Here is a 23,619-nt window from a genome sequence, read left to right as displayed (position 1 = left end):
GCAGTTCCCGGCTACCCGGTACGGGGCACTCCATACGCGGGAATCCGGCCATTGCGCTGTCGGCGACCGGCACCCGGCCGGGGACCGGGACACCAGCGCGACGGGAGATACGAGAGGAAGCACGGGGGATACGAGAGGCGCGGCGGAGCACGCAGACGGGCGGAGCACGGAAACGCCGGAGCCGGCCCCCGCGCGTGCGAAGGGGGCCGGCTCCGGCGTCGGTACGGTCAGCCCCAGCTGGCGTGCAGCGGCTTGCCCTCGGCGTATCCGGCGGCGCTCTGCACCCCGACGATCGCCTTCTCGGCGAACTCGTCCAGGGTGTTGGCACCGGCGTAGGTGCAGGAGGAGCGGACGCCCGCGATGATCGAGTCGATCAGGTCCTCGACACCCGGGCGGGCCGGGTCGAGGAACATCCGCGAGGTGGAGATGCCCTCCTCGAACAGGCCCTTGCGGGCACGGTCGTAGGCCGACTCCTCGCTCGTACGGTTGCGGACGGCGCGGGCCGACGCCATCCCGAACGACTCCTTGTACCAGCGGCCGTCAACAGCCTGCTGGAGGTCGCCCGGGGACTCGTACGTCCCGGCGAACCAGGAGCCGATCATGACGTTCGACGCACCGGCGGCCAGCGCCATCGCCACGTCACGCGGGTGCCTGACCCCGCCGTCGGCCCAGACGTGCTTGCCGAACTTCCGTGCCTCCGTGGCGCATTCGAGTACGGCGGAGAACTGCGGGCGGCCCACGCCCGTCATCATCCGGGTGGTGCACATGGCGCCGGGGCCCACGCCGACCTTGATGATGTCGGCGCCGGCCTCGATGAGATCGCGTACGCCCTCGGCGGCCACGATGTTGCCCGCGACGATCGGCACCCGCGGGTCGAGTGCCCGCACCGCCCTGACCGCGGCGATCATCGACTCCTGGTGGCCGTGCGCGGTGTCCACGACGATCGTGTCGGCACCGGCGTCGAGCAACTGCTTGGCCTTGCCCGCGACATCGCCGTTGATACCGACGGCGGCGGCGATGCGCAGCCTGCCCTGTGCGTCGACGGCCGGGGTGTAGAGAGTGGCGCGCAGGGCGCCCCTGCGGGTCAGGATGCCGACCAGCCTGCCGTCCGTGTCGACGGCGGGGGCGTAGCGGCGGTTGGCACCGTCGAGCCGGTTGAACGCCTCACGCGGGTCGATGTCCGCGTCGAGGAGCACCAGGTCCTTGGACGACATGACTTCGGACAGCTGGGTGAAGCGGTCGACGCCCGCCAGGTCCTCGTCGGTCACGACACCGACCGGCCGGCTGTCCTCGTCCACCACGACACCCGCGTTGTGGGCGCGCTTGGGCAGCAGGGACAGCGCGTCGGCGACGGTCTGCGTCGGGGCGAGCACGATGGGCGTGTCCAGCACGAGGTGACGCGTCTTCACCCAGGAGATGACGTCGGTGACGACCTCGATCGGAATGTCCTGCGGGATGACGACCAGGCCGCCGCGCCGGGCGACGGTCTCGGCCATCCGGCGGCCCGCGATGGCCGTCATGTTCGCGACGACGAGCGGGATGGTGGTGCCGGTGCCGTCAGGGGCGGACAGGTCGACGCCCTGACGGGAGCCGACAGCGGAATGGCTCGGCACCATGAACACATCGTCGTACGTCAGGTCGTACGGCGGCTTCAGGTCATTGAGGAAACGCATACTAACTCTCTCACCTGCGGTTATACAGAATGGGCGGGCGGGAAGTCAGCGCCGTCCGGCACAGGATCAGGCTGCGGCTCCTAGGCCATCATCGCCGATGGGACCCTGGCTGGCGAATGCGCGCCCCCTCTTCTGTGGCTTCCACCAGGGACAGGGTGGAGCGGCTTGTAGGTTCAGCCGAACCGGCCGGGGCGGCGCCGGTGCGGGGCCCGGACCGGTGCGTGGGATCAGCTCCGGTCCTCCAGCACCTCCCGCGCGGCACGCGCCCCGGAGGCGAGCGCGCCCTGCACGGACCCGGTGGCGCGGTGGTCTCCGCACACATGGCGCCCGGGGGACACCCGTGTCGTGCGGCTCAGCGGCCATGGCGCCGTCATGGCGGGCAGGGCGCCCTCCACCGTGTACCGGGCGAGGAGTTCCCAGGACGACGTGTCGGTGCGGTACACCTCGTCGAGCACGCCGCGCAGCTCCTCCTCCTCCCCCGGCCCGCCGGGGCCGAGGACCGATGTGGCGATCAGGGAGCGGTCGGCCGGGGCGTAGGTGGGGGCGACCTCGCTCGGCACGCAGGTGTTGAGGAAGCGCCGCGCGCTGTCGACCAGCAGGGTCGGCTCGTGCAGCGGCGGCTGCGGGGCCGCGTGGTAGTAGGTCGTGACGGTGCGGGTGTCCGGTACGACGAGGCCGGGCAGCAGCCGGGCCGCCGTGTCCGCCCCGGTCGCGACCACCACACGGGGAGCGCGCAGCTCGGTGCCGTCGAGCAGCTCGACGCCCTCGTCCGTGAGCGCCCGCACCGGGGTGCCGAGGCTCAGCACCCCTGGCGGCAGCGCGCCCGCGAGCTGAGCCGGTACGGCGCCGATCCCGGCCGCGGGCAGGCACTGGGTGCCCCGGAGCATGCTGCGCCAGAGCAGATGGAAGAAGCGCGACGAGGTTTCGAGGCTGTCCTCCAGGAAGACACCGGAGAGGAAGGGCCGGAAGAACACGTCGATCAGTTCCTCGGAGATCCTGGCGTCGGCGAGGGCTGTCCGGGTCGTACGGTCCGCCGAGCGCTTCACCGCGCTGACCGGGCCGAACAGATCGCGCGCGGAGAGCAGCCCGAGCGCCAGGAGGTCGCGGCGGCCCGCGACCGGCCGCAGTGACAGCAGATCCACCGCCACGCCGGGCCGCCTGGTCGGGTCGCTGAACCGCAGCCGCCCCGACGGCGTGTGCACCAGCGCTCCGGGCGTGAAGGGGCGCAGCCGTAGCCCGCGGAGCCACATCCGCTGTTTGACCTGGGGGTACGACGTGTTGAAGACCTGGAAGCCCCGGTCGAGGAGGAATCCCTCGTGCCGGTCCGTGCGCATTCTGCCGCCGGGCGTGTCCGATGCCTCCAGCAGGCTCACGGACAGGCCCTCCCGGCACAGATCGGCGGCACAGGCGAGGCCGGCAAGACCGGCGCCGATCACGATGACATCGCGGCGGCGGCCCCGGTGGTCCGTCATGGGGTGTCGACCCTTCGCTCGTCCGGACTTCTCAGTAGACGTCCTCGGGGCGTATTTCTCTCGCCGGACGCCCCTGCCGGGAAGAAGCAGGGACAGTAGAGGAAGAGAGCGACACAAAAGAGCATGAAACCGACACGGCTCGGAGGCCTCCATGAGCGACGGCGAAGCGGCACCCACCCCCGGCTCACCCGCACTGCACTGCCTGGTCACCGGGGCGACGGGCTACATCGGCGGCCGGCTGGTGCCCGAGCTTCTCGACGCCGGCCACCGCGTCCGCTGTCTGGCCAGGAACCCGGAGAGACTGCGGGACCACTCCTGGGCCGGACGGGCGGAGGCCGTTCGGGGCGATGTCACCGATGCCGCGTCGGTGGCCGCGTCCATGCGGGGCATCGACGTCGCGTACTACCTGGTGCACGCGCTGAACACCGGTTCCGGCTTCGAGGAGACGGACCGCAGCGCGGCCAGGATCTTCGGCGAGCAGGCCCGGGCCGCGGGGGTCCGGCGCATCGTCTATCTGGGCGGCCTCACGCCCGACGGCGTACCGGAGCAGGAGCTCTCACCGCATCTGCGCTCACGGGCCGAGGTCGGCCGCATCCTCCTCCAATCGGGGGTGCCGACCACCGTGCTCCGCGCCGCGGTCATCATCGGCTCCGGTTCCGCGTCCTTCGAGATGCTGCGGTATCTCACCGAGCGGCTGCCGGTCATGGTCACGCCGAGCTGGGTCAGCACCCGGATCCAGCCGATCGCCGTCCGGGACGTGCTGCGGTATCTGGTCGGCAGCGCCCTGATGCCGGGCGATGTGCACCGCGCCTTCGACATCGGCGGCCCCGACATCATGACGTACCGCGACATGATGCGCCGGTTCGCCGCGGTCGCCGGTCTCCCGGACCGGCTCATCCTGCCGGTGCCGATGCTCTCGCCGCGCCTGTCCAGTCACTGGATCGGCCTGGTCACCCCCGTTCCGCGCTCGCTCGCCCGGCCGCTCGCCGAGTCGCTGCGCTACGAAGTCGTGTGCGGCGAACACGACATCGCGCGGTATGTGCCGGACGGGCCCGGTGTGCCGTTCAGCTTCGACCGGGCGCTCCAACTGGCGCTCCAGCGGGTCCAGGACGCCCAGGTCACCACCCGCTGGTCGTCCGCCTCGCTGCCCGGCGCCCCGAGCGATCCGCTGCCCACCGACCCCGGCTGGGCGGGCGGCAGTCTCTACACGGACCGGCGCCAACTCACCATGGACGCACCGCCGGAGGCACTCTGGCGGATCGTCGAGGGCGTCGGCGGCGACAACGGCTGGTACTCCTTCCCGCTCGCCTGGGCCGTGCGCGGCTGGCTGGACCGGCTGGCCGGCGGGGTCGGTCTGCGCCGCGGGCGGCGGGACGCCCAGCGGCTCAGGGTCGGCGACTCTCTGGACTTCTGGCGGGTCGAGGCGATCGAACCCGGCCGGCTGCTGCGGCTGCGGGCCGAGATGCGGCTGCCCGGGCTCGCCTGGCTGGAGATGTCCGTGGACCAGGACGCCCGCGGGCGCACCCGCTACCGGCAGCGCGCCCTCTTCCACCCCCGGGGGCTGCTCGGACACGCGTACTGGTGGAGTGTCGCGCCCTTCCATGCCGTGGTCTTCGGTGGGATGGCCCGCAATATCGCCGGGGCGGCGGACCGCGCGAGCCGGCCGGTCCCCCGATAGACCCCGACGAGCCCGGCCCGGCCCGGCTCAACCCGGCCCGGCCCGGACGAATTCCACGACGAGGAGTGGCACATGAGCGTGTCGGTCGTCCTGTTCACCTCCGACCTCCGGCTGCACGACAATCCGCCGCTGCGCGCGGCCCTCGCTTCGGCGGACGAGGTGGTGCCGCTGTTCGTCCGCGACCGGGCCATCGAGTCGGCGGGCTTCGCCACACCCAACCGGCAGGCGTTCCTGGCCGACTGCCTGGCCGGCCTCGACGCGGGGCTGCGGGAGCGCGGCGGCCGGCTCGTCGTACGGTCGGGCGCCGTGACCGGTGAGGTCTGCCGGGTGGCCGCGGAGACGGGCGCCGCCGAGGTGCACATGGCGGCCGGGGTCAGCGCGTACGCACAGCATCGGGAGGAGCGGCTGCGCGCGGCGCTTGAGGCGGACGGCAGGCGTCTGCGCGTCCATGACGCGGTGATCACCGCGGTGCCGCCTGGTGCGGTCACCCCTGCGTCCTCGGACCACTTCGCGGTGTTCACCCCGTACTTCAGGCGCTGGTCCGAGCAGCGGCAGCGCACCGTCCAGGGCGCGCCGCGCACGGTGCGGGTGCCCGAGGCCGCCCGGTCAGACCGACTGCCGTCCCGGACCGACGTGTCCGGGGTCTCGGAAGGGCTCGCCGCCGGCGGCGAGCGCGAGGGCCGCGCCCGCTGGTCGGCCTGGCAGCGGAACGGGCTCGCCGGGTACGAGGACCACCACGACGACCTGCCGGGCGATCTGACGTCCCGGCTCTCGCCGCATCTGCACTTCGGCACCCTCTCCCCCGTCGAGCTGGTGCACGGCGCGTCCCGGAGGGGCGGTGCGGGCGCCGACGCGTTCGTACGGCAGCTGTGCTGGCGGGACTTCCACCACCAGGTGCTGGCCGCGCGCCCGGCGGCCGCTTCCGCCGACTACCGCTCGCAGCACGACCACTGGCGTTCCGAGCGGTCCGCCGCGCGGGAGATCACGGCCTGGAAGGAGGGACGCACCGGATATCCGGTGGTCGACGCCGCCATGCGGCAGCTGCGGCACGAGGGCTGGATGCACAACCGGGGGCGGCTGCTCACCGCGAGTTTCCTCGCCAAGACGCTGTACGTGGACTGGCGGGTCGGCGCCCGGTACTTCCTGGAGCTGCTGGTGGACGGCGATGTCGCCGACAACCAGCTCAACTGGCAGTGGGTGGCGGGCACCGGCACGGACAGCAGGCCGAACCGGGTGTTCAACCCGGTGACCCAGGGCAAGCGGTACGACCCGCAGGGGGATTACGTCCGCCGCTGGGTGCCCGAGCTGGCCGGTCTCCCGGGGGCGGCCGTGCACGAGCCGTGGAAACTCCGGGGGCCCGAGCGCGCCGCGTACGACTACCCCGGACCCCTGCTCGAACTCTCCGACGGCCTGGCCCGCTTCAAGCAGGCCCGCGGCCGGGCCTGACAGAGGTTCACCGGGCCTGACCGGGCTGCCGCGGGACCTGAACCCGGCAGCGGGTTCGTTCAACCGGCCCCGGCGGCCACCGCTCCCGTCCGGGGTCAGACCCCGTCGGGGTCCGCGCGGTCCAGCGCCGGGCGCGGTCCGGGCCCGGTCTCCGTCAGCAGGAAGTCGGCGGCCGCCGTGTCGGTGACCAGGCTGGTGACGAGGCCCGACTTCAGGACGGCCCCGATCGCCGCCGCCTTGCGCTGGCCGCCCGCGATGGCCACGACCTCGGGGATGCGCCGCAGCCGGTCGGCCTCGACGGTGATGCACCGCTCGCCCAGGTCGCGCCCGACCCGCCGCCCCTCGGCGTCGAAGAGGTGCGCGGACATCTCGGCGGCGACCCCGAGCGAGGCGTAGTGCGCCCGCTCGGCGTCGCTGAGCATGTCGTGGACCGTCGAGATGCCCGGCTCCCAGGAGCCGATGGACACCGCGGCCACGGTCACCTTGTCGAAGTACTCGAAGGCGCGCGCGATGCCTGTCTGGTTGCGCAGCGCGGCGGCGGTGGCCGGGTCCGGCAGCAGCATGGGGGCGTAGATGGGGTGCGCCTCTCCCCCGGAGACCTGGGCGGCGCGCCGTACCGCCTCGACGGAGCCGCGCTCGGCGGTCCCCGCGTCGTACACACCGGTCAGCTGGACCACCGTGCACGGCGGGAGCGAATTGAGCGCCGCCGCCATGTGGATGGTGGAGCGCCCCCAGGCGAGGCCCAGCACATCCCCCTCGGTGACCAGCTCGCCGAGCAGATCGGCGGCGACCTCACCCAGGTTCTCCGGGTCGGGGGCGTCGTCCGCCGCGTCCGCCGGGGACTCGACGACGACCGCGTGGCGCAGCCCGTACCGGGCGCGCAGTGCGTCGGAGCGCTCCGCGTCCAGCTCCGCGGGGACCCGGATCTCGATCCGTACGAGATCGCGCTCCAGCGCCGTCTCCAGGACCCGGGCGACCTTGAACCGGCTGACGCCGAACTCCTCGGCGATCTGGATCTTGGACTTTCCCTCCAGGTAGAAGCGACGGGCCATGGCCGCCGCCTGCACCAGCTCCGCGGGTCCCATCCGCAGGGCTGATCTGCCCGCCGACATTGCAGACACCGCGATCTCCTCACTACTGCTGTTCGCTACTGCTCTTCGCTCCCGGACCCGCCATCCTGTCAGACCCGGCCCAACTTGATCAGCCCCGAAAGGCCGCGTTCATCTCCTGGCCGCTCAGTGGCCGCAAGCCCAGGCCGCCGTCGCCGACGTCTCCTGCGCCTGGTGGCGGAGCATCCGGACCGCCGCCGCCGGGTCGTCGGCGCCGTACACCGCGGAGCCCGCGACGAAGACGTCCGCGCCGGCCTCCGCGCACCGCTCGATCGTCGACGCGGACACCCCTCCGTCGACCTGGAGCCAGAGTTCGAGTCCGTGCTTGGAGATCAGCTCACGGGTGCGGCGGATCTTCGGCAGCATGATGTCCAGGAAGGACTGGCCGCCGAAGCCCGGCTCCACCGTCATGATCAGCAGCATGTCGAGCTCGGGGAGCAGGTCCTCGTAGGGCTCGATGGGCGTCGCGGGCTTCAGCGCCATGGAGGCGCGTGCGCCCTTGGCCCTGATCTCGCGGGCGAGCCGTACGGGCGCGGCGGCGGCCTCCACGTGGAAGGTGACGGAGCCCGCGCCCGCCTCGACGTACTGCGGCGCCCAGCGGTCCGCGTCCTCGATCATGAGGTGGCAGTCCAGCGGCGTGTCCGTGGCCCGGCTGAGCGCTTCCACCACGGGGACCCCGAGGGTCAGATTGGGGACGAAGTGGTTGTCCATCACGTCGACGTGGAGCCAGTCGGCACCTTCGACGGCCTTCGCCTCCTCCGCGAGTCGGGAGAAGTCGGCGGACAGGATGCTGGGGTTGATCTGCACGGCCATGCCCCAAGCCTGCCATGCCCCGGCGCAGTTGCCCGCCACGGCAGGGACCGGAGGGGGTCAGGGATCCGCACACACCGCGCAAACCTCGCATTCGCCGGTGCCCGCGGCGGCCCGGAGCTCCGTCCGGGCCGCCGTCCGCACCGTCAGGCGGTGCGCCGCAGCAGTGCGAGGTACATCGCGTCGGTGCCGTGCAGGTGCGGCCACAGCTGTACGTCGGGTCCTTCGCCCACCGCCGCGACGCCCGGCATCAGCGGCCTGACGTCGATCCACTCGGCCTCGACGGGCTGTCCGCCGCGGCCCTTCAGGACGTCCTCGACCACGATCCGCGTCTCGGCGAGGTGCGGTGAGCAGGTCGCGTATCCGACGACACCGCCGACCCGTACCGCGCTCAGCGCCTCCCGGAGCAGCCCGCGCTGCAGCGGAGCGAATCCCTCCAGGTCCTCGGGGCGCCGCCGCCACCGGGCCTCGGGCCTGCGCCGCAGCGCTCCGAGCCCAGTGCAGGGCACGTCCATCAGCACCCGGTCGAAGGAGCCGGGCAGCCAGGGCGGCCTGGTGCCGTCGGCGGCGATCACCTGGTATGGGCCCGGGTTGCCCGCGAGCGTCCGCTCCACGAGCCGGGCCCGGTGCGGCTGCTTCTCGGCTGCGAGCAGCGCGGCGCCGCGCTGCGCGGCGAGCGCGGCCAGCAGGGCGGCCTTGCCGCCGGGGCCCGCGCAGCCGTCGAGCCAGCGCTCGTCGCGGCCCTCCAGCGGTGCGTTCGCCAGGGCGGCGGCGACGAGCTGGCTGCCTTCGTCCTGGACCCCGGCGCGCCCGTCGCGCACCGCTTCGATCGCACCGGGCTCACCGCCTTCCGCGAGCCGGACGGCGTACGGCGACCAGCGGCCGGGCAGCGCGGAGTCCTCGCCGACGGTCTCGATCAGCTCGTCGGTGGTGGAGCGGCCGGGCCGGGCGACCAGGGTCACCTCGGGGCGTTCGTTGTCCGCTTCGAGAAGGTCCTCGATCCCGGCGCGACCGCCGCCCAGCGAGTCCCACAGCGCGGAGACGATCCAGCGGGGGTGCGAGTGCACCACGGCGAGATGGGCCTCCGCGTCGTCGTCGTAGGGCGGGGCCACCCGCTCCAGCCAGCCGTCGAGGTCGTCGGCCGCGACCTTGCGCAGCACGGCGTTGACGAACTTGGCCCGCCCGTCGCCGAGAACGACCCGGGCCAGTTCCACACTCGCCGAGACCGCGGCGTGGGTGGGGATACGGGTACCGAGCAGCTGGTGCGCGCCGAGTGCCAGCACGTCGAGCACCGGCGGATCGACCTGCCGCAGCGGGCGGTCGATACAGGCCGAGATGACCGCGTCGTACGTGCCCTGCCTGCGCAGCGTCCCGTACACCAGCTCGGTGGCGAGCGCCGCGTCCCGCCCGTCGAAGTCCGGCTTCTCGCGGGCCTTCTTCAACAGGGGCGGCAGCACGAGGTTGGCGTACGCGTCCCGGTCGTCGACCGCCCGCAGCACTTCGAAGGCGAGGAGCCGCACCGGGTCCTTCTGCGGGCGGCGGTAGGGCTTCGAGTGCTGTTTCGGCTGCTGTCCCGGCTGCTGGGCGGGACGGCGGCGAGGCTGGTCGGTCACGTGAAAGGTGCTCCGCTGAGGGTGAGGGGGACGAACCCTCTCAGCGTACGTCCGGCGCGGCGGGCCGGTCACCCGGGCGCTCCCTCGTACGGGACGGGCCGCGCCGTACGCGCGCTGCTCGCCGAGCGCGCTACTCGCCGAGCAGTTCGCCGGCGACGATCCGTACACCGCGCGCCCAGTCGGCCGCGCGCATCGGCTTCTTGCCCTGGGGCTGGACCCAGAGCAGCTCCACGGCGTGCGAGCCGGTGCCCGCGTGCACGCTGTTCTTGGCGACGGCCAGTTCGCCGGGGGCCAGGTCCGTGCGGTCGGTGACCGGGGCGAGGGAAACCAGTTTGAGGCGCTCGTCCCGGAAGACGGTCCAGGCACCCGGCGCCGGTGTGCAGCCGCGCACCAGACGGTCCACGCGCATCGCGGGGGCTGACCAGTCGACCCTGGCGTTCTCGACGGTGATCTTCGGTGCGAGCGAGACCCCTTCGGCCGGCTGGGGCACCGCGTGCAGGGTGCCGTCCTCGATCCCGTCCATGGTCGCCACCAGCAGGCCCGATCCCGCGAAGGCCAGCCGGGTGAGCAGATCGCCGCTGGTGTCGGTGGGGCGCACCTCCTCGGTGAGCACCCCGTAGACCGGACCCGAGTCGAGCCCCTCCTCGATCAGGAAGGTCGACGCACCGGCCACCTCGTCGCCCGCGATGATCGAGTGCTGCACGGGCGCCGCACCGCGCCAGGCCGGCAGCAGCGAGAAGTGCAGATTGACCCAGCCACGCGCCGGCACGTCGAGGGCGGTCTTGGGCAGCAGCGCCCCGTACGCCACGACCGGGCAGCAGTCGGGACCGATCTCCCGCAGCCGTGCCAGGAAGTCCTCGTCCCGCGGCCTGGCCGGCTTCAGCACCTCGATGCCGGCCTCCTCGGCGCGCTGTGCGACCGGGCTCGCCACCAGCCTGCGGCCGCGTCCGGCGGGGGCGTCGGGGCGGGTCACCACCGCGGCCACCTCGTGCCGGTCGGATGCGATCAGGGCGTCCAGAGCGGGGACGGCGACCTCGGGGGTGCCTGCGAAGACGAGTTTCACTGGATGCCTCTCGGACCGACTGCGCACGACTACGACACGACTACGAGCAGCGCACCAGTCTACGGGCCCGTTCCGAGGGGGCGTACGCACCGCCGCGCGCCCCTCGCATATGCCCATACGCCCCCGCAGCGTGACCAGAACAGCGGATGGAGCGTTGGTCAAAGGAGATTGACCGAAATGAAGTGGGCCGTATGCGCGGCCCGATCCTTTTCAACGCCGGTTCGAGAGGCTTGTTCATGGCCGACCACGCAACCCACGACGCCCAAGCGCGGGCCAGCCTGCACCTGTTGGTCAGAGACATCGAGCGGGTCCGCCGACAGGTGGACGCACTGCGCACCCTCACCGCTCAGCTGGGCAATGTCTACCGCCCGCGCCGCTCAGGCCCTTCCACGGGCTTCGTCGTCTACGGCCGGGCCCCCGCCCCGACCGTCCGCCTGGCCCAGGAACTCCGGGACAGCGTCGAGACCCTGGTGACAGCCGCGGTGGACTTCGACCGATCGCTGGGCTTCTCGTGGGACGCGGTGGGCTCGGCGCTCGGAGTCACCAAGCAGGCGGTGCACCGCAGATACGGCACGCGGCGGGCTTCGGCAGCCGCCGCTGTCGCGGCTGTCGCGGCAGCGGCGAACGACGAGCCGGAGAGCTCCGACACCGACGAGGACAGCCAGGAGGCCGCTCCGCCGCACGCGCTGCCGGTGTCACCGGCCCTGCCGTCGGTGCCCGCCGCGCGCTCGATGCCGCCCCAGCCCACGCCGGGCGGCCACGCGCTGCGCGAGGAGGCACGCCCGAGCGCCTTCCCCGGGCCGCGCAACGGCTGACCGGCCGCTCGGTTCCAAGCACTTCGCCGCTGCCCGCCCCGCATCAACTGCCCCTCGCGCCGGACCGCGCCGGGGGCAGTCGCGCGCCGGGAGCGCGGAGTTCGTGGCGGAGGTACGGAAGTAAGTAGAGGTACGGAAGCAAGTACCGGCAGGAGTATGGAAATCCGGGGCCGGGCATCGGCATCGGCACGGTGGCGCATGTGACGCAGGTGATGCGGTTGTGGCAGGTGACGCAAGCAACCCAACCGGCAAGCACTGGTGGGCCGTTCGGTGTCAGCCGATATCAGGCGGGTCGACCCTGATCCGTACCGGATCGCCGCCCCGCGTCAGCCGCGCCGCCTGCGCCGTCCGCAGCGCCGAGGCGAGCGCCGCTCCACTCCCCGGCGGCACCCGGACCAGCGCACGCTCCCAGCTCTCGCCCGGTGGCGGATCGCCGGGCCTGCGGGGCCTGTTGGGGTCGGTGGGGACGAGCGGCACGGGTCCCAGTACCTCGGCGTCCTGCGGCAGCCTGACCGCTTCGAGGAACTCCTCCAGTGTCTGCGCCCGCCCCGACACCGCGGCCATCCGCGAGACCGGCGGGAAGCCCAGCTCGGCCCGGTCGGCCAGCTCACGCACCGCGTGCCCGGCCGGGTCCCAGCGGACCAGCGCCTGGACGGGGCGGAGCGTCGGCTCGGCGACGACCACCACGGTGCCGCCCTCGCTCTGGCCCCGTACGAGCGCCGCCGCGTCGATCCAGCGGCGCAGCGCCTCCTCGCCCGCGCGCAGGTCGGGCCGGCCGAGCATCGCCCAGCCGTCAAGGAGCAGCGCCGCCGCGTAACCGCCTTCGGCGACCGGTTCGGCGCCCGGCGTGCTCACCACCAGGGCGGGCCGCCCGTCCACGGTGTCCAGCACATGGTCGCGCCCCGACGTCCGTACAGGCACGGCCGGGAAGGCCCGGCCCAGCTCCTCGGCCGTCCGCCGCGTGCCCACGACCTGCGCGCGCAGCCTCGTATGGCCGCACTCCAGGCAGTGCCAGCCGGTCGCGTCGCGTCCGCACCAGCCGCAGGTCAGCGCGCGCTCGTCCGGTGCTTCCAGGGGGCCCGAGCAGTGCGCGCACCGCGCGGGCGTACGGCAGCGCTCGCAGGAGAGTCTCGGTACATAGCCTCTGCGCGGCACCTGCACCAGGACCGGGCCGCTCTTGAGGCCGTCCCGCACGGCCTGCCAGGCCAGGCTGGGCAGCCTGGCAGCCCTGGCCCCTTCGTCCCGCGCCAGATCGAGGTCGCCCACGGTCCGTACGAGGGGAGCGGCCGCCCGCACCTGCTCCCGGTCCGCGACGAGCGGGGCGGCCCAGCCGGTCTCGACGAGCTGGGCGGCCTCCACCGTGCAGCTCGTACTGCCCAGCAGGAAGGCGCACTTGTCGTGCGCGGCGCGGAGCAGCAGGACCTCGCGGGCGTGCGGCAGCGGTGCGTGCGGCTCGCTGTGGCTGTCGTCCCCGTCCTCCCAGATGACGGCCAGGCCGAGATCCTGGACGGGCGCGAACATCGCGGCCCGGGTGCCGACCACGGCCCGCACGGCGCCGCGCCGCACCGCGAGCCACTGCCGGTACCGCTTCTCGGGCCCGGCGTCGGCGGTGAGCAGCGCGTGGTGTCCCGGGCCGAGGACCGCCGTGAGCGCGCCGTCCACCCTGGCCGCCGAACGCCCGTCGGGCACCACGACGAGCGCGCCCCGCCCCGAGGACAGCGCGGCGGCGACGGCGAGCGCCAGTTCCTGCGGCCAGTGCGGTCCCGGCAGCGCGGTCCACACGGCCCGCGGCGCCCCGCCGGACGCCAGCGCCCGCAGATAGCCCGGCCCCTGTCCGTACCGGGCCCAGGTGCCGGGCTCCGGTGCGGGCGGTGGTGCCAGCGGCTCGGGGGACGGCTTCTTCTCGGCCCGTGCGTTCCGCGGCGGCACGGCCAGTTGCAGTACGTCGGCGAGGCTGCCCGCGTACCGGTCGGCGACCGCCCGCGCGAGCCCGAGCAGCTCAGGGCTGAGGACGGGCTCGGGCGACACCACCCCGGCCAGCGCCGCGAGCGGTCCCGAGTAGTCCGTATCGGCCCGGCGCTCGACCACGAAACCGTCGATCAGCCCACCGCCCTCACGGCGGCCGTCGCGCACATTGCGGCTGCCCGCGCCGAAGCGGACCCGCACCCGCACACCCGGCTGTGCCGCCTCGTCGAGCTCTTCGGGTACGGCGTAGTCGAAGAACTGGTCGAGGTGGAGCACACCCTTGTTCACGACGACCCGCGCCACGGGCAGTTCCTTGGCGAGAGCGGCCCCGCGCCAGGTGCGCGGCTTGGCCCGGGGCACCTTCGTGCGGCGTACGGTCTCCCGGATGAGGGCAAGCTGCTCGGGGCCCCCGTCGGCGGGGGTCCCGGGCTGCTCGTCGTCGCTGCTCACAGCCAAATTCCTACCAGACCCCTCTGACATCGGGCCTGTCGGAGGGACGGGCTGCGCAGCAGGCACAGGAGTGCCGCCGCGGCGCTCCGGGCCGGCGACAAGCGCCGGGGATCCGGGGCGGGTGATCCGGCGCGGGTGATCCGGCGCGGATAATCCAGTGCGGATGATCCAGAGCGGGTGATCCGGGTCGGCGTTCAGTGTCCGGGCGCTGTGTCCAGGGCCAGCGCGGCGTACGTCGCCAGCCAGTGGTCGGAATTGAATTCGCCGGACGAGACGGCCGGGAGCCCCACAGCCAGATGGGCCGCGACCGACTCCTCCACGGCCTCGCGCGCCGGTCCCGCGGGCAGCGCGGCCGCGACGGCGCGCAGCCCCGCCGCCCGGCTCAGGGTGAGGCCGAGCAGATGCCCGATCTGCGGATCGGAGTAGTCCGAGATCACCGGCGGGGTGAGCAGGGAGCACGGGTCGCCGCTGGTGAGCGCCGGTACGAATCCGGCGAGCCAGCCGGGGAAGTCAGCGGCCGGCAGGACGCGCAGCATCGCGTGCGCCTCGGTCAGCGCGGGCGACAGGAAGTCCTGACCGGAGGGTTCCCAGTGGAGCGGCGCGTCGTGGTCCCCGGCGAACCAGTCGGTCAGCCGGCCGGCCGCCGCGTCCAGCACCGGACGGGCGAGACCGGCCCGCTCGCCCGCGTCCAGGACGAGCCCGAGAGCGAAGGCGCTGTTGTTGTGCACGCCGTGCCGGACCGGGTACGTCGCCTTGGCCAGCCAGGACTGGAGCAGATCGCCGACGGCGTCCACGGCGGGGGCGAGCGCGTCGGCCCACCGGTCGCCCACCGCGCCACCCAGCGCCCGGCATTCGGCGGCGAGCGCCACCAGCCAGGCCCAGCCGTAGGGGCGCTCGAACGACGGGCGGCGGCGCAGGTAGGCGGCCTCCACGGCGATGTTGGCGGGGGTCAGATGGGTGTCCAGGACCTCGGTGATCCGGATCGCGAGGGTTGCGGGCAGCGCGTCCGCGCCACTCGGGTCCCCGGCAGTCGTGGCCGGGCCGAAGCGGCGCAGCAGCCGGACGAGCAGCCAGTGCATGTGCACGGTGGAGTGCCAGTCGTAGGACCCGTAGAACGCGGGGTGCAGCTCGCGCGGCGCGACGATCTCCTCGGGGCCGGCGTACAGGTGGGCCGGGGCGTTCGGGTACTCGCGCACCACGTTGTGGAGCGCCAGCTCCGCGAACGGACGCGCGTACTCACTCGGCAGAACGGAGGCCGGGACCGGCGGGGTGGGGGGCATGGCGGTACTCCTTGAGCGGGGCGGGGCGGGGCGGGGCGGGGCGGGGCGGGGCGGGTCGAGACGGAGCGGGGCAGGGCGAGACGGGTAGTCAGAACGCGGCTCGGCCAGAAGGCGGGACGGTCAGAATGCGAACAGCGCCAGGACGGCGATGTTGCAGACCAGCAGAGCCGCCGCCGTGGGCAGTTGGGCCTTGATGGGGCCGTACTGGTCGTCCAGTTCCAGCAGCGCGGCCGGGACCAGGTTGAAGTTGGCGGCCATGGGTGTGACGAGGGTGCCGCAGAAGCCGCACAGCATCCCGATGGCGAGGATCGCCGGGATGCTGCCGTGCATCTGCTGGATCAGGACGGGCCAGCCGACCGCCGCCGTCATGACGGGGAAGGCCGCGAAGGCGTTGCCCATGACGATCGTGAACAGGACCATGCCGCAGCAGTAGACGAGCACCGCGACGAAACGCTGGCCGTCCGGCAGGATCGCCTCGGTGATCCTGCCGACCTGGTCGCCGACGCCCGCCGTCTGGAAGATGGACCCGAGCACCGCGAGCAGCTGGGGCAGCACCAGGGCCCACCCCATGGATTCGAGCATGCTGCGCCCGGCGTGCAGGGGGACCGTGACGCGGCGTTCCCGCAGGACGACCATGCCGACCACCAGCGCGGCGATCGCGCCGATGCCGAGGCCCAGGATCGTCTCGTACCCCGGCTCCAGGACCGGTTCGCCGCCGATCTTCACCTCCTTCAGCAGCGTCGCGCAGAGCATCGCGACGACCGGGATGGTGAGGGCCGGGAGGAACAGCTTGTTGCCGAGCCGCGCGGCCGAAGCGGCCCGCTCCTCGCGGGGCGGGGTGTGCGGTGTGCCCTTGCCGGTCAGGCCGAAGCCGCCGAGGACGATCAGCACCAGGACGGCGGCACCGAGCGGCTCGGCAGGAAGCGATTTGTCGACCACACCGGTCGAGTAGAAGAAGGAGGCGCCCAGCAGGCCCCAGAAGGACGCCGAACCGAAGCGCTTCGGGTTGGTGCGGTCGCCGGCCATCTGCGCCGCCATCACCAGGAAGACCGCGCCGACCAGCCAGAAGAAGTACTCGGACTTGATCACTTGAGGTCCTCGGGGCGGCGGGCGGTATGGGCGGCAAGTTCGTTCTCGGCGGCGACGACGGCCAGTTCGCGCTCCAGCACACGGTCCAGATGCAGCAGCCGCGCGCCATGGATGAGGAAGGCGCAGATCGCGGACGGGATCGCCCAGAGGGCGAGGCTGAGCGGTTCGAGGTGCTGGTTGTACGTCGAGTTGACGAAGCCGGTGATCAGCAGGATCGAGCCGATGGCTATGAAGCAGTCCTCACCGAAGAACATGCCGATGGTGTCGGCGCCCGAGGCGTGCGAGCGGATCTTCTCGCGGAGGCGCTTCGGCAGCGGTCCGCCCGCCCTGGTCTCGGCGGCGGCCTCGGCCATCGGGGCGATCAGCGGGCGCACGCTCTGCGCCGGGCCGCCGATGCTGGTCAGTCCGACGGAGGCGGTCAGCTGGCGGATGAGCAGATAGATCGCGAGGAAGCGGCCGGTCGTCAGCGCGCCGAGCCGTCCGATGAGGTTGCGGGCCTGTTCCTGGAGGCCGTAGCGCTCCAGAAGTCCGATGACCGGGAGGGTGATGACGAAGACGGTCACGGAACGGGACGAGGCAAAACTGTTGCCGAACGCGGCCAGCACTTCCTGCGGCGACATCTTGCCGAGCAGTCCGGTCACGATGCCGGCGGCGCCCACCACGAGGAGGGGATTGCGGCGCGTGGCGAATCCGAGGATCACCACAAGCACGCCGAGGAGAACGATCACGCGTCGGCCTTCTTCCGCGCATGGACCTGACGGCCCTGATCAGACGGGGATGCTGCGCGAGACCCTAGGCGATTGTTCAACAAACACACAAGAGGTGTTCGTCACCGAGTACGGGGCGGACGGAAGCGCGAGCAGTCACCGCTCCCGCGGTCCGCTCACTCCGCGGCGAGGCGCATCGCGTAGGCCTCGGCGAGCTGGCGGCGGGAGTCCTCCAGATAGAAGCCCAGCATCCGTTCGGCGCCCGCCGCGTCACCAGCGGCCAGCCGGTCCACGAGCTGCCTGTTCCGGGTGAGATAGGGCTCGTGGAAGCGCCGCGGGTCCGCCATCACATGGAAGGCGAGACGCAGTTCGGCCAGCACATTGCGCATCAGCTCGTTCACCCGGGGGCTCCCCGCGAGCGCCGCGAGCGCCTGGTGGAACCGGATGTTGGCGGTGGAGCAGGCCGCCCAGTCGTCCACGGCCGCCGCCCGCTCCCCGGTGGCCACCGCTGCCTCCACGTCGTCCAGCCGGTACGGCGGCTCCCCCAGCGCACGGAGCGCGGCGCACTCGACCAGCAGCCTGACCTGGTAGATGTCGACGAGGTCCTCGACCGCCAGGACACGGACGAAGACACCCCGGTTCAGCCGGTGCTCCAGCAGCCGCTCATGGGTGAGCAGCCTGAACGCCTCCCGCAGCGTGTTGCGGGACACCGCGAGCGCGGCACTGAGGCTCTCCTCGGACAGGCGGCTGCCGGGCGGGAAGTACCCCTCGGTGATCCGCTCCCGCAGGATCGCCGCCACCCGCTCCGCGGTGCCCGCGCCCGTGCCGGCCGGAGCGGCACCGCCCGCCGTCAGCTCCGAGAGATCCGGAGAAGTCCGGCCCGCTGTCCCCGCCATGTCTCGACCCCTGTCCATCAGTCGTTCGCCGCTCCGCCCCACGCCGGGCAGCGCCGCCAAGTCAACCGCAGACGGGCACCGGCGCCCAAGCCGCCCCGGCCGCCTCCCCGGACCGCGCCCGGTCCGCTCTCTCATCACCCTTGTCAGATTGTTCAACAATTAGTTAGCGTACGTGCGTGATGGATCTCAACGCGGACCTCGGTGAGGGCTTCGGCCGGTGGCAGCTCACCGATGACGAGGCCCTGCTCTCCTGTGTGACGAGCGCCAACGTCGCCTGCGGTTTCCACGCGGGCGACGCCTCCGTGATGCGCCGGGTGTGCGATACGGCCGCCGCGCGCGGCGTGCGTATCGGCGCCCACGTCTCGTACCGGGATCTCGCCGGTTTCGGCCGCCGCTCCATGGATGTGCCGGCCGGCGAACTGGCCGCCGAGGTCGCCTATCAGATCGGCGCGCTGCGGGTCTTCGCGGAGGCCGCCGGGCCGGATGTCTCGTACGTCAAACCGCACGGCGCCCTCTACAACCGCACCGTCCATGACGAGGAGCAGGCCGCGGCGGTCGTCGAAGGCATCCGCCTCGCGGGCGGCGGCCTCGCGGTCCTGGGCCTGCCGGGCTCACGGCTGCTCGCGTCCGCCCGGGCGGCGGGCCTGCCCGCGGTCGAGGAGGCTTTCGCCGACCGCGCGTACACCCCTCAGGGCACCCTCGTGCCACGCCGCGAACCCGGCGCGGTGGTCGAGGACGCCGGAACGGTCGTGCGCCGGTCCGTCGGGATGGCTGTCGACGGTACGGTCACCGCCGTCGACGGCAGCCAGGTGCCGGTCGGCGCCCGCTCCCTGTGCGTGCACGGCGACACCCCCGGCGCGGCCGGCGTCGCCCGCCGGATCAGAGCGGCGCTCGAAGAAGCCGGTGTCCGGGTCGGGGCGTTCGCGTGAACGCGAAGGAGCGGACCGCGGCCGAAGCACCCGGCACCGGCCCGACCACAACCACCAGGGCGAGCGACACCGACAGCATCCGGGTGCTGCCCGCAGGGCGCCACGGCCTGCTCGTGGAACTCCCCACCGGGGCGGCCGCCGAGGCGTTCCACGCCGAACTGCTGCGCCGTCGCGCCCTCGGCGGACTCCCCGCCGTACGCGAGATCGTTCCGGGCGCCAGGACCGTCCTGCTCGACGGCATCACCGACGGTCCGCCCGGCGCTCCCGAGCGCCTGGCCCGGTCACTCGTCTCCTGGCGGATACCGCCGCTGCCGCGCGACGCCGGCCCGGCCGTCGAGGTCCCCGTGGTGTACGACGGACCCGACCTCGTCGATGTGGCCGCCGTGTGGGGCGTCGAACCCGGCGACGTGGCCCGGGTCCACAGCGGCATCGAATTCCGGGTCGCCTTCTCGGGCTTCGCTCCCGGCTTCGGCTATCTGACCGGTCTCCCGGAACACTTCCGGGTGCCCCGCCGCGCCACCCCGCGCACCCGGGTCCCCGCCGGATCGCTGGCGCTGGCCGGTCCGTACACCGGCGTGTACCCGCGCGCGTCGCCGGGCGGCTGGCAGCTCATCGGCCGGACACCCGACCCGGACTGCCTCTGGAACCAGGACCGCGACCCCGCCGCACTGCTGACACCGGGCACCCGGGTCCGTTTTGTGGAGACCTCGGACCGCCACCGCGCTGCCGGAACACGTACGGAGGAGGCAGCCCGGTGACGAGGACGACAGTGACGCCAGGGACACCGGAGACGCCGTCGGTACCGGCGGTACCGGCCGTGCTCCAGGTGGTCCGCGCGGGCGCCCTGACCACGGTGCAGGACGGCGGCCGCATCGGGTACGCCCATCTCGGCGTCCCGCGAGCGGGCGCCCTGGACGACCCGGCCCGGCAGCTGGCCAACCGGCTGACCGGCAACCCGGCGGACGCCGCCGTACTGGAGACCACGCTCACCGGCTGCGCGGTCCGCCCCACCCGGGCGGTGACCGCGGTCGTCGGAGGTGCGCCCTGCCGGGTGACGGTCGACGGGCGGCCGGCGCCCTGGGGCGCCCCGGTCGTGGTGCCCGCCGGTGCGGTGCTCGAAGCGCATCCGGCGCAGCACGGGGTCCGCAGCTATCTGGCCTTCGGTGGCGGCCTGTGCCCCGAGCCCGTACTGGGCAGCCGCTCGGCCGACCTGCTCTCGGGTCTCGGCCCGGCCCCCCTGCGCGACGGCGACGCCCTCCCGCTCGGCACACCGCGGGACCACGGAACTCCCCCGGGCGCGGACACCGCCCCGTGGCCCGGCATCCCCGCCTCCCTGGTGCTGCCGGTGCGGCCCGGGCCCCGCCACGACTGGTTCACACCGGACGCCCTGCGCACCCTGGCGACGGCCGAATACCGGGTGTCGCCGCACAGCAACCGCATCGGCCTGCGCACCGACGGCCCCGCCCTGGAACGGTCCCGGCACGGCGAACTCCCCAGCGAGGGCGTCGTCCTGGGCGCGGTCCAGGTCCCGCCGGACGGCCGCCCGGTGGTCTTCCTCAACGACCACCCGACGACGGGCGGCTACCCGGTGATCGGCGTCGTCCCGGAACCGTCCCTGTCCGCAGCCGCCCAGGCAGCACCCGGAACGGAACTCCGTTTCACCCTGATCCGCTGAGCCGACCCCTCGGTCCGCCCCGGAGTGTCAGAGGCGTGCGCTTGGATGTGCGCGTGACCGTTCATGACATTGCCCGACAGCTGCCCGGGATAGCTGCCCTCCGAGATCACTGCCGTTCGATGGCCATGCTGGAGGCGATCCTGAGCCCTGAGTGGCCGGACCGTTGCTACTCCTTCAACGCCCACTGGTCCGGGACGGAGGCCATGGCCTCGATGGGCAATGGGTCGGGTGACGAGTACTCGATCGTGTTCTCGGCCGCCGGAGCCTATGTGCGCGGGTTCGCGCACGAGTCACCCATGAGTCCTTATGCCGAGGACGGGCCATGGCCCGGCGTGCTCGATGACGTGCCCGATGTCTTCCAGCCGTGTGTCGAGGAACCGGCCTTCACAGACGAGGACGGGATGCCTGTCGTCACTGCCTGCATGTGGCGAGAGGCGGGAGACGATCACTGGAAGACTGGAACGATCGACTTCCCCGAAGCAACCACGGGGGACCCGGACGGCGCTGCGTACTTGTTCAGTCTGCTGGCAGATCGCTCTGCGGAAGCATTTCAGCGATGGGCCGAGGACTACTACGAGCTCTCGGTCGACTTGGCGGCCGTTCAGCACATCCTTTCCTCGCTTCCGCTGGCCGAAGGAGTGGTCCGTGCATTGAACCCAGGGATCACGCTGGCCGACCTGGCAGGAGACATCACGGAGACCGGCTATCCGCACATTGGGGGGTTTTCCCCATCGTGAGCGGGACTGTGGCTGCATAAGGTCGCAGTGACTGATCACCGATCCAACTCGCTCCAGACGGGGGAACTTCATGCGAGGCCTACGGACGCGTCTCCTTGCAACGGTGGCTTTCGCTGCCCTCACCGTCGGCGGGCTCTCCGCATGCTCGGCCCTCGGCCAGAAGACCTTCGAGGACGATGCCAAGGTGCCCCAGAAGATCTCCTCGATCCGTCTCGACAGCGGGAACGGCGGGGTGAAGGTGGACGCCTCGGCGGATATCTCAACGACCTCCGTGCACCGCAAGGTCAACTACCGTGGTGACAAGCCGAGTGGCACCTCGTTCAGTGTCGAGAACGGCGTCCTGACGCTCTCCGGCTGCGGCAAGAACTGCGGCGTCGACTACGTGGTCAAGGTGCCCGCCGGTCTCGCGGTGACGGGAGGCGCCTCCAACGGCAGTCTCACACTGACCGATGTCGGCCTGGTCGACGTGCACACGAGCAACGGCGAGATCGCGGTGGACAAGACGACGGGCCCGGTGAAGCTGCGCACGTCCAACGGTGACGTGAACGTCAAGGACGCCAAGGGCGGCGACATCGACACGCAGACGTCGAACGGCGAGGTGACGATCCAGACGGCAACGGCGCAGAACATCAGGGCCCGCACGACCAGCGGCAGCCTCACGGTCACGGCCCCGCCCGCCAGCTACCAGATCTCAGCGAACGACTCCCACGGCGACAAAAAGGTGGCGTTCAAGAACGACCCGTCGGGCAAGTACCGCTTGGATCTGTCGACAAACAACGGTGACTTGACTGTGGAGTCGGCAGGTCAGTGACCTTCTTCAGAGAGGCCACTGATCGACAGCACAGCACTGCCCGGCGCCTCCGGTGGGAGGGGCCGGGCAGTGCTGTGTCAGGGACTGGCGGGCCCTACAGCCCCGCCGCCTTGCGCAGTGCGTCCACGCGGTCGGTGCGCTCCCAGGTGAAGTCCGGCAGCTCGCGGCCGAAGTGGCCGTACGCGGCGGTCTCGGCGTAGATCGGGCGCAGCAGGTCCAGGTCGCGGATGATCGCGGCCGGGCGGAGGTCGAAGACCTCCGAGATGGCGTGCTCGATCTTCTCGACGTCCGTGGCTGCGGTGCCGAAGGTCTCGACGAACAGGCCCACCGGCTCGGCCTTGCCGATCGCGTACGCGACCTGGACCTCGCAGCGGGTGGCGAGGCCCGCGGCCACCACGTTCTTCGCGACCCAGCGCATCGCGTACGCCGCCGAGCGGTCCACCTTCGACGGGTCCTTGCCCGAGAAGGCGCCGCCGCCGTGCCGGGCCATGCCGCCGTACGTGTCGATGATGATCTTGCGGCCGGTCAGGCCGGCGTCGCCCATCGGGCCGCCGATCTCGAAGCGGCCGGTCGGGTTGACGAGCAGCCGGTAGCCCTCGGTGTCCAGCTTGATGCCGTCGTCGATCAGCTGCTTCAGCACGTGCTCGACGACGAACTCGCGGATGTCGGGTGCGAGCAGCGAGTCCAGGTCGATGTCGCTCGCGTGCTGCGAGGAGACCACGACCGTGTCCAGCCGGAGCGCCTTGTCACCGTCGTACTCGATGGTGACCTGGGTCTTGCCGTCGGGGCGCAGGTACGGGATGGTCCCGTTCTTGCGGACCTCGGAGAGACGGCGCGAGAGCCGGTGGGCCAGGTGGATGGGCAACGGCATCAGCTCGGGCGTCTCGTCGCACGCGTAGCCGAACATCAGGCCCTGGTCGCCGGCGCCCTGCTTGTCGAGGTCGTCGTCCTCGGTGCCGGCGGCGGCCACCCGCTTCTCGTACGCGGTGTCGACTCCCTGCGCGATGTCGGGGGACTGCGCCCCGATGGACACCGACACGCCACAGGAGGCACCGTCGAAGCCCTTCTTCGACGAGTCGTAACCGATCTCCAGGATCTTCTCGCGCACGAGCTGCGCGATCGGCGCGTACGCCTTCGTGGTGACCTCACCGGCCACATGCACCTGGCCCGTGGTGATCAGTGTCTCCACTGCCACACGGGAAGCGGGGTCCTCACGCAGAAGCGCATCGAGAATCGTGTCGCTGATCTGGTCAGCGATCTTGTCAGGGTGGCCCTCGGTGACAGATTCCGAGGTGAACAGACGACGGGACACAACGCTCCCTGGGGTTGCAGCGGCTGCTGGCTGATCATGGGTGGAGTGGGCCGGGGGCTGCGCCCGGCTCATTCCGTGACCAGTTTATC

General features: G+C 72.3%; 20 protein-coding genes. 8 read left to right on the top strand and 12 right to left on the bottom strand.

All coding sequences use genetic code 11. The features are described 5' to 3' along the window. Positions 1-227 precede the first annotated feature (227 nt). Positions 228-1,673: a GuaB1 family IMP dehydrogenase-related protein gene (locus OG210_RS27835; protein ID WP_371539202.1), complete on the bottom strand. Its 1,446-nt coding sequence runs from the start codon at positions 1,671-1,673 to the stop codon at positions 228-230. A gap of 227 nt (positions 1,674-1,900) precedes the next feature. Further along, a complete protein-coding gene (locus OG210_RS27830) occupies positions 1,901-3,145 on the bottom strand; it encodes an NAD(P)/FAD-dependent oxidoreductase (protein WP_328324634.1) in 1,245 nt (414 codons plus the stop codon). Between the two features lie 151 nt (positions 3,146-3,296). Between OG210_RS27830 and OG210_RS27825 the strand changes: the two genes are divergently transcribed. Beyond that, entirely contained in the window at positions 3,297-4,823 is a 1,527-nt protein-coding gene (locus OG210_RS27825; RefSeq protein ID WP_371539199.1) for an SDR family oxidoreductase, read from the top strand. A gap of 72 nt (positions 4,824-4,895) precedes the next feature. After that, entirely contained in the window at positions 4,896-6,269 is a 1,374-nt protein-coding gene (locus tag OG210_RS27820; RefSeq protein WP_371539196.1) for a deoxyribodipyrimidine photo-lyase, read from the top strand. Positions 6,270-6,364: 95 nt separating this feature from the next. Here the strand turns inward: OG210_RS27820 and OG210_RS27815 are convergent, their stop codons facing one another. From OG210_RS27815 to fmt, 4 genes are all read right to left on the bottom strand, one after another. Further along, complete coding sequence (locus OG210_RS27815; RefSeq protein WP_328335337.1) at positions 6,365-7,381, bottom strand: sugar-binding domain-containing protein; 1,017 nt, start codon at positions 7,379-7,381, stop codon at positions 6,365-6,367. A 123-nt stretch (positions 7,382-7,504) separates the two neighbouring features. Continuing rightward, a complete protein-coding gene (gene rpe / locus OG210_RS27810) occupies positions 7,505-8,191 on the bottom strand; it encodes a ribulose-phosphate 3-epimerase (RefSeq protein WP_328324639.1) in 687 nt (228 codons plus the stop codon). 143 nt (positions 8,192-8,334) lie between these two features. Continuing rightward, complete coding sequence (locus tag OG210_RS27805) at positions 8,335-9,801, bottom strand: RsmB/NOP family class I SAM-dependent RNA methyltransferase (RefSeq protein ID WP_371539193.1); 1,467 nt, start codon at positions 9,799-9,801, stop codon at positions 8,335-8,337. Between the two features lie 130 nt (positions 9,802-9,931). Then, a complete protein-coding gene (gene fmt, locus OG210_RS27800) occupies positions 9,932-10,864 on the bottom strand; it encodes a methionyl-tRNA formyltransferase (RefSeq protein ID WP_328324640.1) in 933 nt (310 codons plus the stop codon). 236 nt (positions 10,865-11,100) lie between these two features. Here fmt and OG210_RS27795 point away from each other — a divergent pair, with 236 nt between their 5' ends. Further along, the gene (locus OG210_RS27795) at positions 11,101-11,679 is read left to right on the top strand and encodes a hypothetical protein (protein ID WP_328324641.1); all 579 of its coding nucleotides are present in this window, start codon (positions 11,101-11,103) and stop codon (positions 11,677-11,679) included. Between the two features lie 273 nt (positions 11,680-11,952). Here the strand turns inward: OG210_RS27795 and OG210_RS27790 are convergent, their stop codons facing one another. The 5 genes from OG210_RS27790 to OG210_RS27770 all read right to left on the bottom strand — a co-directional run bounded on the left by OG210_RS27790 (position 11,953) and on the right by OG210_RS27770 (position 18,066). Next, positions 11,953-14,094: a primosomal protein N' gene (locus tag OG210_RS27790; protein ID WP_328324643.1), complete on the bottom strand. Its 2,142-nt coding sequence runs from the start codon at positions 14,092-14,094 to the stop codon at positions 11,953-11,955. A gap of 194 nt (positions 14,095-14,288) precedes the next feature. Beyond that, positions 14,289-15,374, bottom strand: coding sequence for a DUF2891 domain-containing protein (locus OG210_RS27785; protein WP_328324645.1), 1,086 nt, complete (start codon positions 15,372-15,374; stop codon positions 14,289-14,291). A 120-nt stretch (positions 15,375-15,494) separates the two neighbouring features. Beyond that, positions 15,495-16,463, bottom strand: coding sequence for a DUF979 domain-containing protein (locus tag OG210_RS27780; RefSeq protein ID WP_328324647.1), 969 nt, complete (start codon positions 16,461-16,463; stop codon positions 15,495-15,497). Beyond that, complete coding sequence (locus tag OG210_RS27775; protein WP_328324649.1) at positions 16,460-17,191, bottom strand: DUF969 domain-containing protein; 732 nt, start codon at positions 17,189-17,191, stop codon at positions 16,460-16,462. Before OG210_RS27775 ends, OG210_RS27780 begins: the two co-directional genes overlap by 4 nt. A 155-nt stretch (positions 17,192-17,346) precedes the next feature. Continuing rightward, positions 17,347-18,066: a GntR family transcriptional regulator gene (locus tag OG210_RS27770; RefSeq protein ID WP_328324651.1), complete on the bottom strand. Its 720-nt coding sequence runs from the start codon at positions 18,064-18,066 to the stop codon at positions 17,347-17,349. Between the two features lie 179 nt (positions 18,067-18,245). On the opposite strand from OG210_RS27770, the gene OG210_RS27765 reads away from it, so the two are divergent. The 5 genes from OG210_RS27765 (at position 18,246) to OG210_RS27745 (ending at position 22,218) form a co-directional block, all read left to right on the top strand. Continuing rightward, positions 18,246-18,995, top strand: coding sequence for a 5-oxoprolinase subunit PxpA (locus OG210_RS27765; RefSeq protein WP_328335339.1), 750 nt, complete (start codon positions 18,246-18,248; stop codon positions 18,993-18,995). Between the two features lie 83 nt (positions 18,996-19,078). Then, entirely contained in the window at positions 19,079-19,753 is a 675-nt protein-coding gene (locus OG210_RS27760) for an allophanate hydrolase subunit 1 (RefSeq protein ID WP_328335340.1), read from the top strand. A 59-nt stretch (positions 19,754-19,812) separates the two neighbouring features. Then, complete coding sequence (locus tag OG210_RS27755; RefSeq protein WP_371540508.1) at positions 19,813-20,670, top strand: biotin-dependent carboxyltransferase family protein; 858 nt, start codon at positions 19,813-19,815, stop codon at positions 20,668-20,670. A gap of 53 nt (positions 20,671-20,723) precedes the next feature. Further along, entirely contained in the window at positions 20,724-21,407 is a 684-nt protein-coding gene (locus tag OG210_RS27750; RefSeq protein ID WP_371539188.1) for a hypothetical protein, read from the top strand. 103 nt (positions 21,408-21,510) lie between these two features. Beyond that, complete coding sequence (locus tag OG210_RS27745) at positions 21,511-22,218, top strand: DUF4097 family beta strand repeat-containing protein (RefSeq protein ID WP_328324654.1); 708 nt, start codon at positions 21,511-21,513, stop codon at positions 22,216-22,218. Between the two features lie 94 nt (positions 22,219-22,312). Here OG210_RS27745 and metK read toward each other — a convergent pair whose 3' ends face one another. After that, positions 22,313-23,530, bottom strand: coding sequence for a methionine adenosyltransferase (gene metK / locus OG210_RS27740; RefSeq protein ID WP_328324656.1), 1,218 nt, complete (start codon positions 23,528-23,530; stop codon positions 22,313-22,315). Between the last annotated feature and the right edge of the window lie 89 nt (positions 23,531-23,619).

This window comes from Streptomyces sp. NBC_00466, from assembly GCF_041433995.1.
In the GTDB taxonomy this organism is placed as follows: Bacteria; Actinomycetota; Actinomycetes; order Streptomycetales; family Streptomycetaceae; genus Streptomyces.
This window is presented reverse-complemented; position numbering and strand designations above follow the sequence as displayed.

Coding starts and splice junctions, on each gene's coding strand:
- OG210_RS27835 (WP_371539202.1), bottom strand. CDS start 1,673: ATGCGTTTCCTCAATGACCTGAAGCCGCCGTACGACCTGACGTACGAC.
- OG210_RS27830 (WP_328324634.1), bottom strand. CDS start 3,145: ATGACGGACCACCGGGGCCGCCGCCGCGATGTCATCGTGATCGGCGCC.
- OG210_RS27825 (WP_371539199.1), top strand. CDS start 3,297: ATGAGCGACGGCGAAGCGGCACCCACCCCCGGCTCACCCGCACTGCAC.
- OG210_RS27820 (WP_371539196.1), top strand. CDS start 4,896: ATGAGCGTGTCGGTCGTCCTGTTCACCTCCGACCTCCGGCTGCACGAC.
- OG210_RS27815 (WP_328335337.1), bottom strand. CDS start 7,381: ATGTCGGCGGGCAGATCAGCCCTGCGGATGGGACCCGCGGAGCTGGTG.
- rpe (WP_328324639.1), bottom strand. CDS start 8,191: ATGGCCGTGCAGATCAACCCCAGCATCCTGTCCGCCGACTTCTCCCGA.
- OG210_RS27795 (WP_328324641.1), top strand. CDS start 11,101: ATGGCCGACCACGCAACCCACGACGCCCAAGCGCGGGCCAGCCTGCAC.
- OG210_RS27785 (WP_328324645.1), bottom strand. CDS start 15,374: ATGCCCCCCACCCCGCCGGTCCCGGCCTCCGTTCTGCCGAGTGAGTAC.
- OG210_RS27770 (WP_328324651.1), bottom strand. CDS start 18,066: ATGGCGGGGACAGCGGGCCGGACTTCTCCGGATCTCTCGGAGCTGACG.
- OG210_RS27765 (WP_328335339.1), top strand. CDS start 18,246: ATGGATCTCAACGCGGACCTCGGTGAGGGCTTCGGCCGGTGGCAGCTC.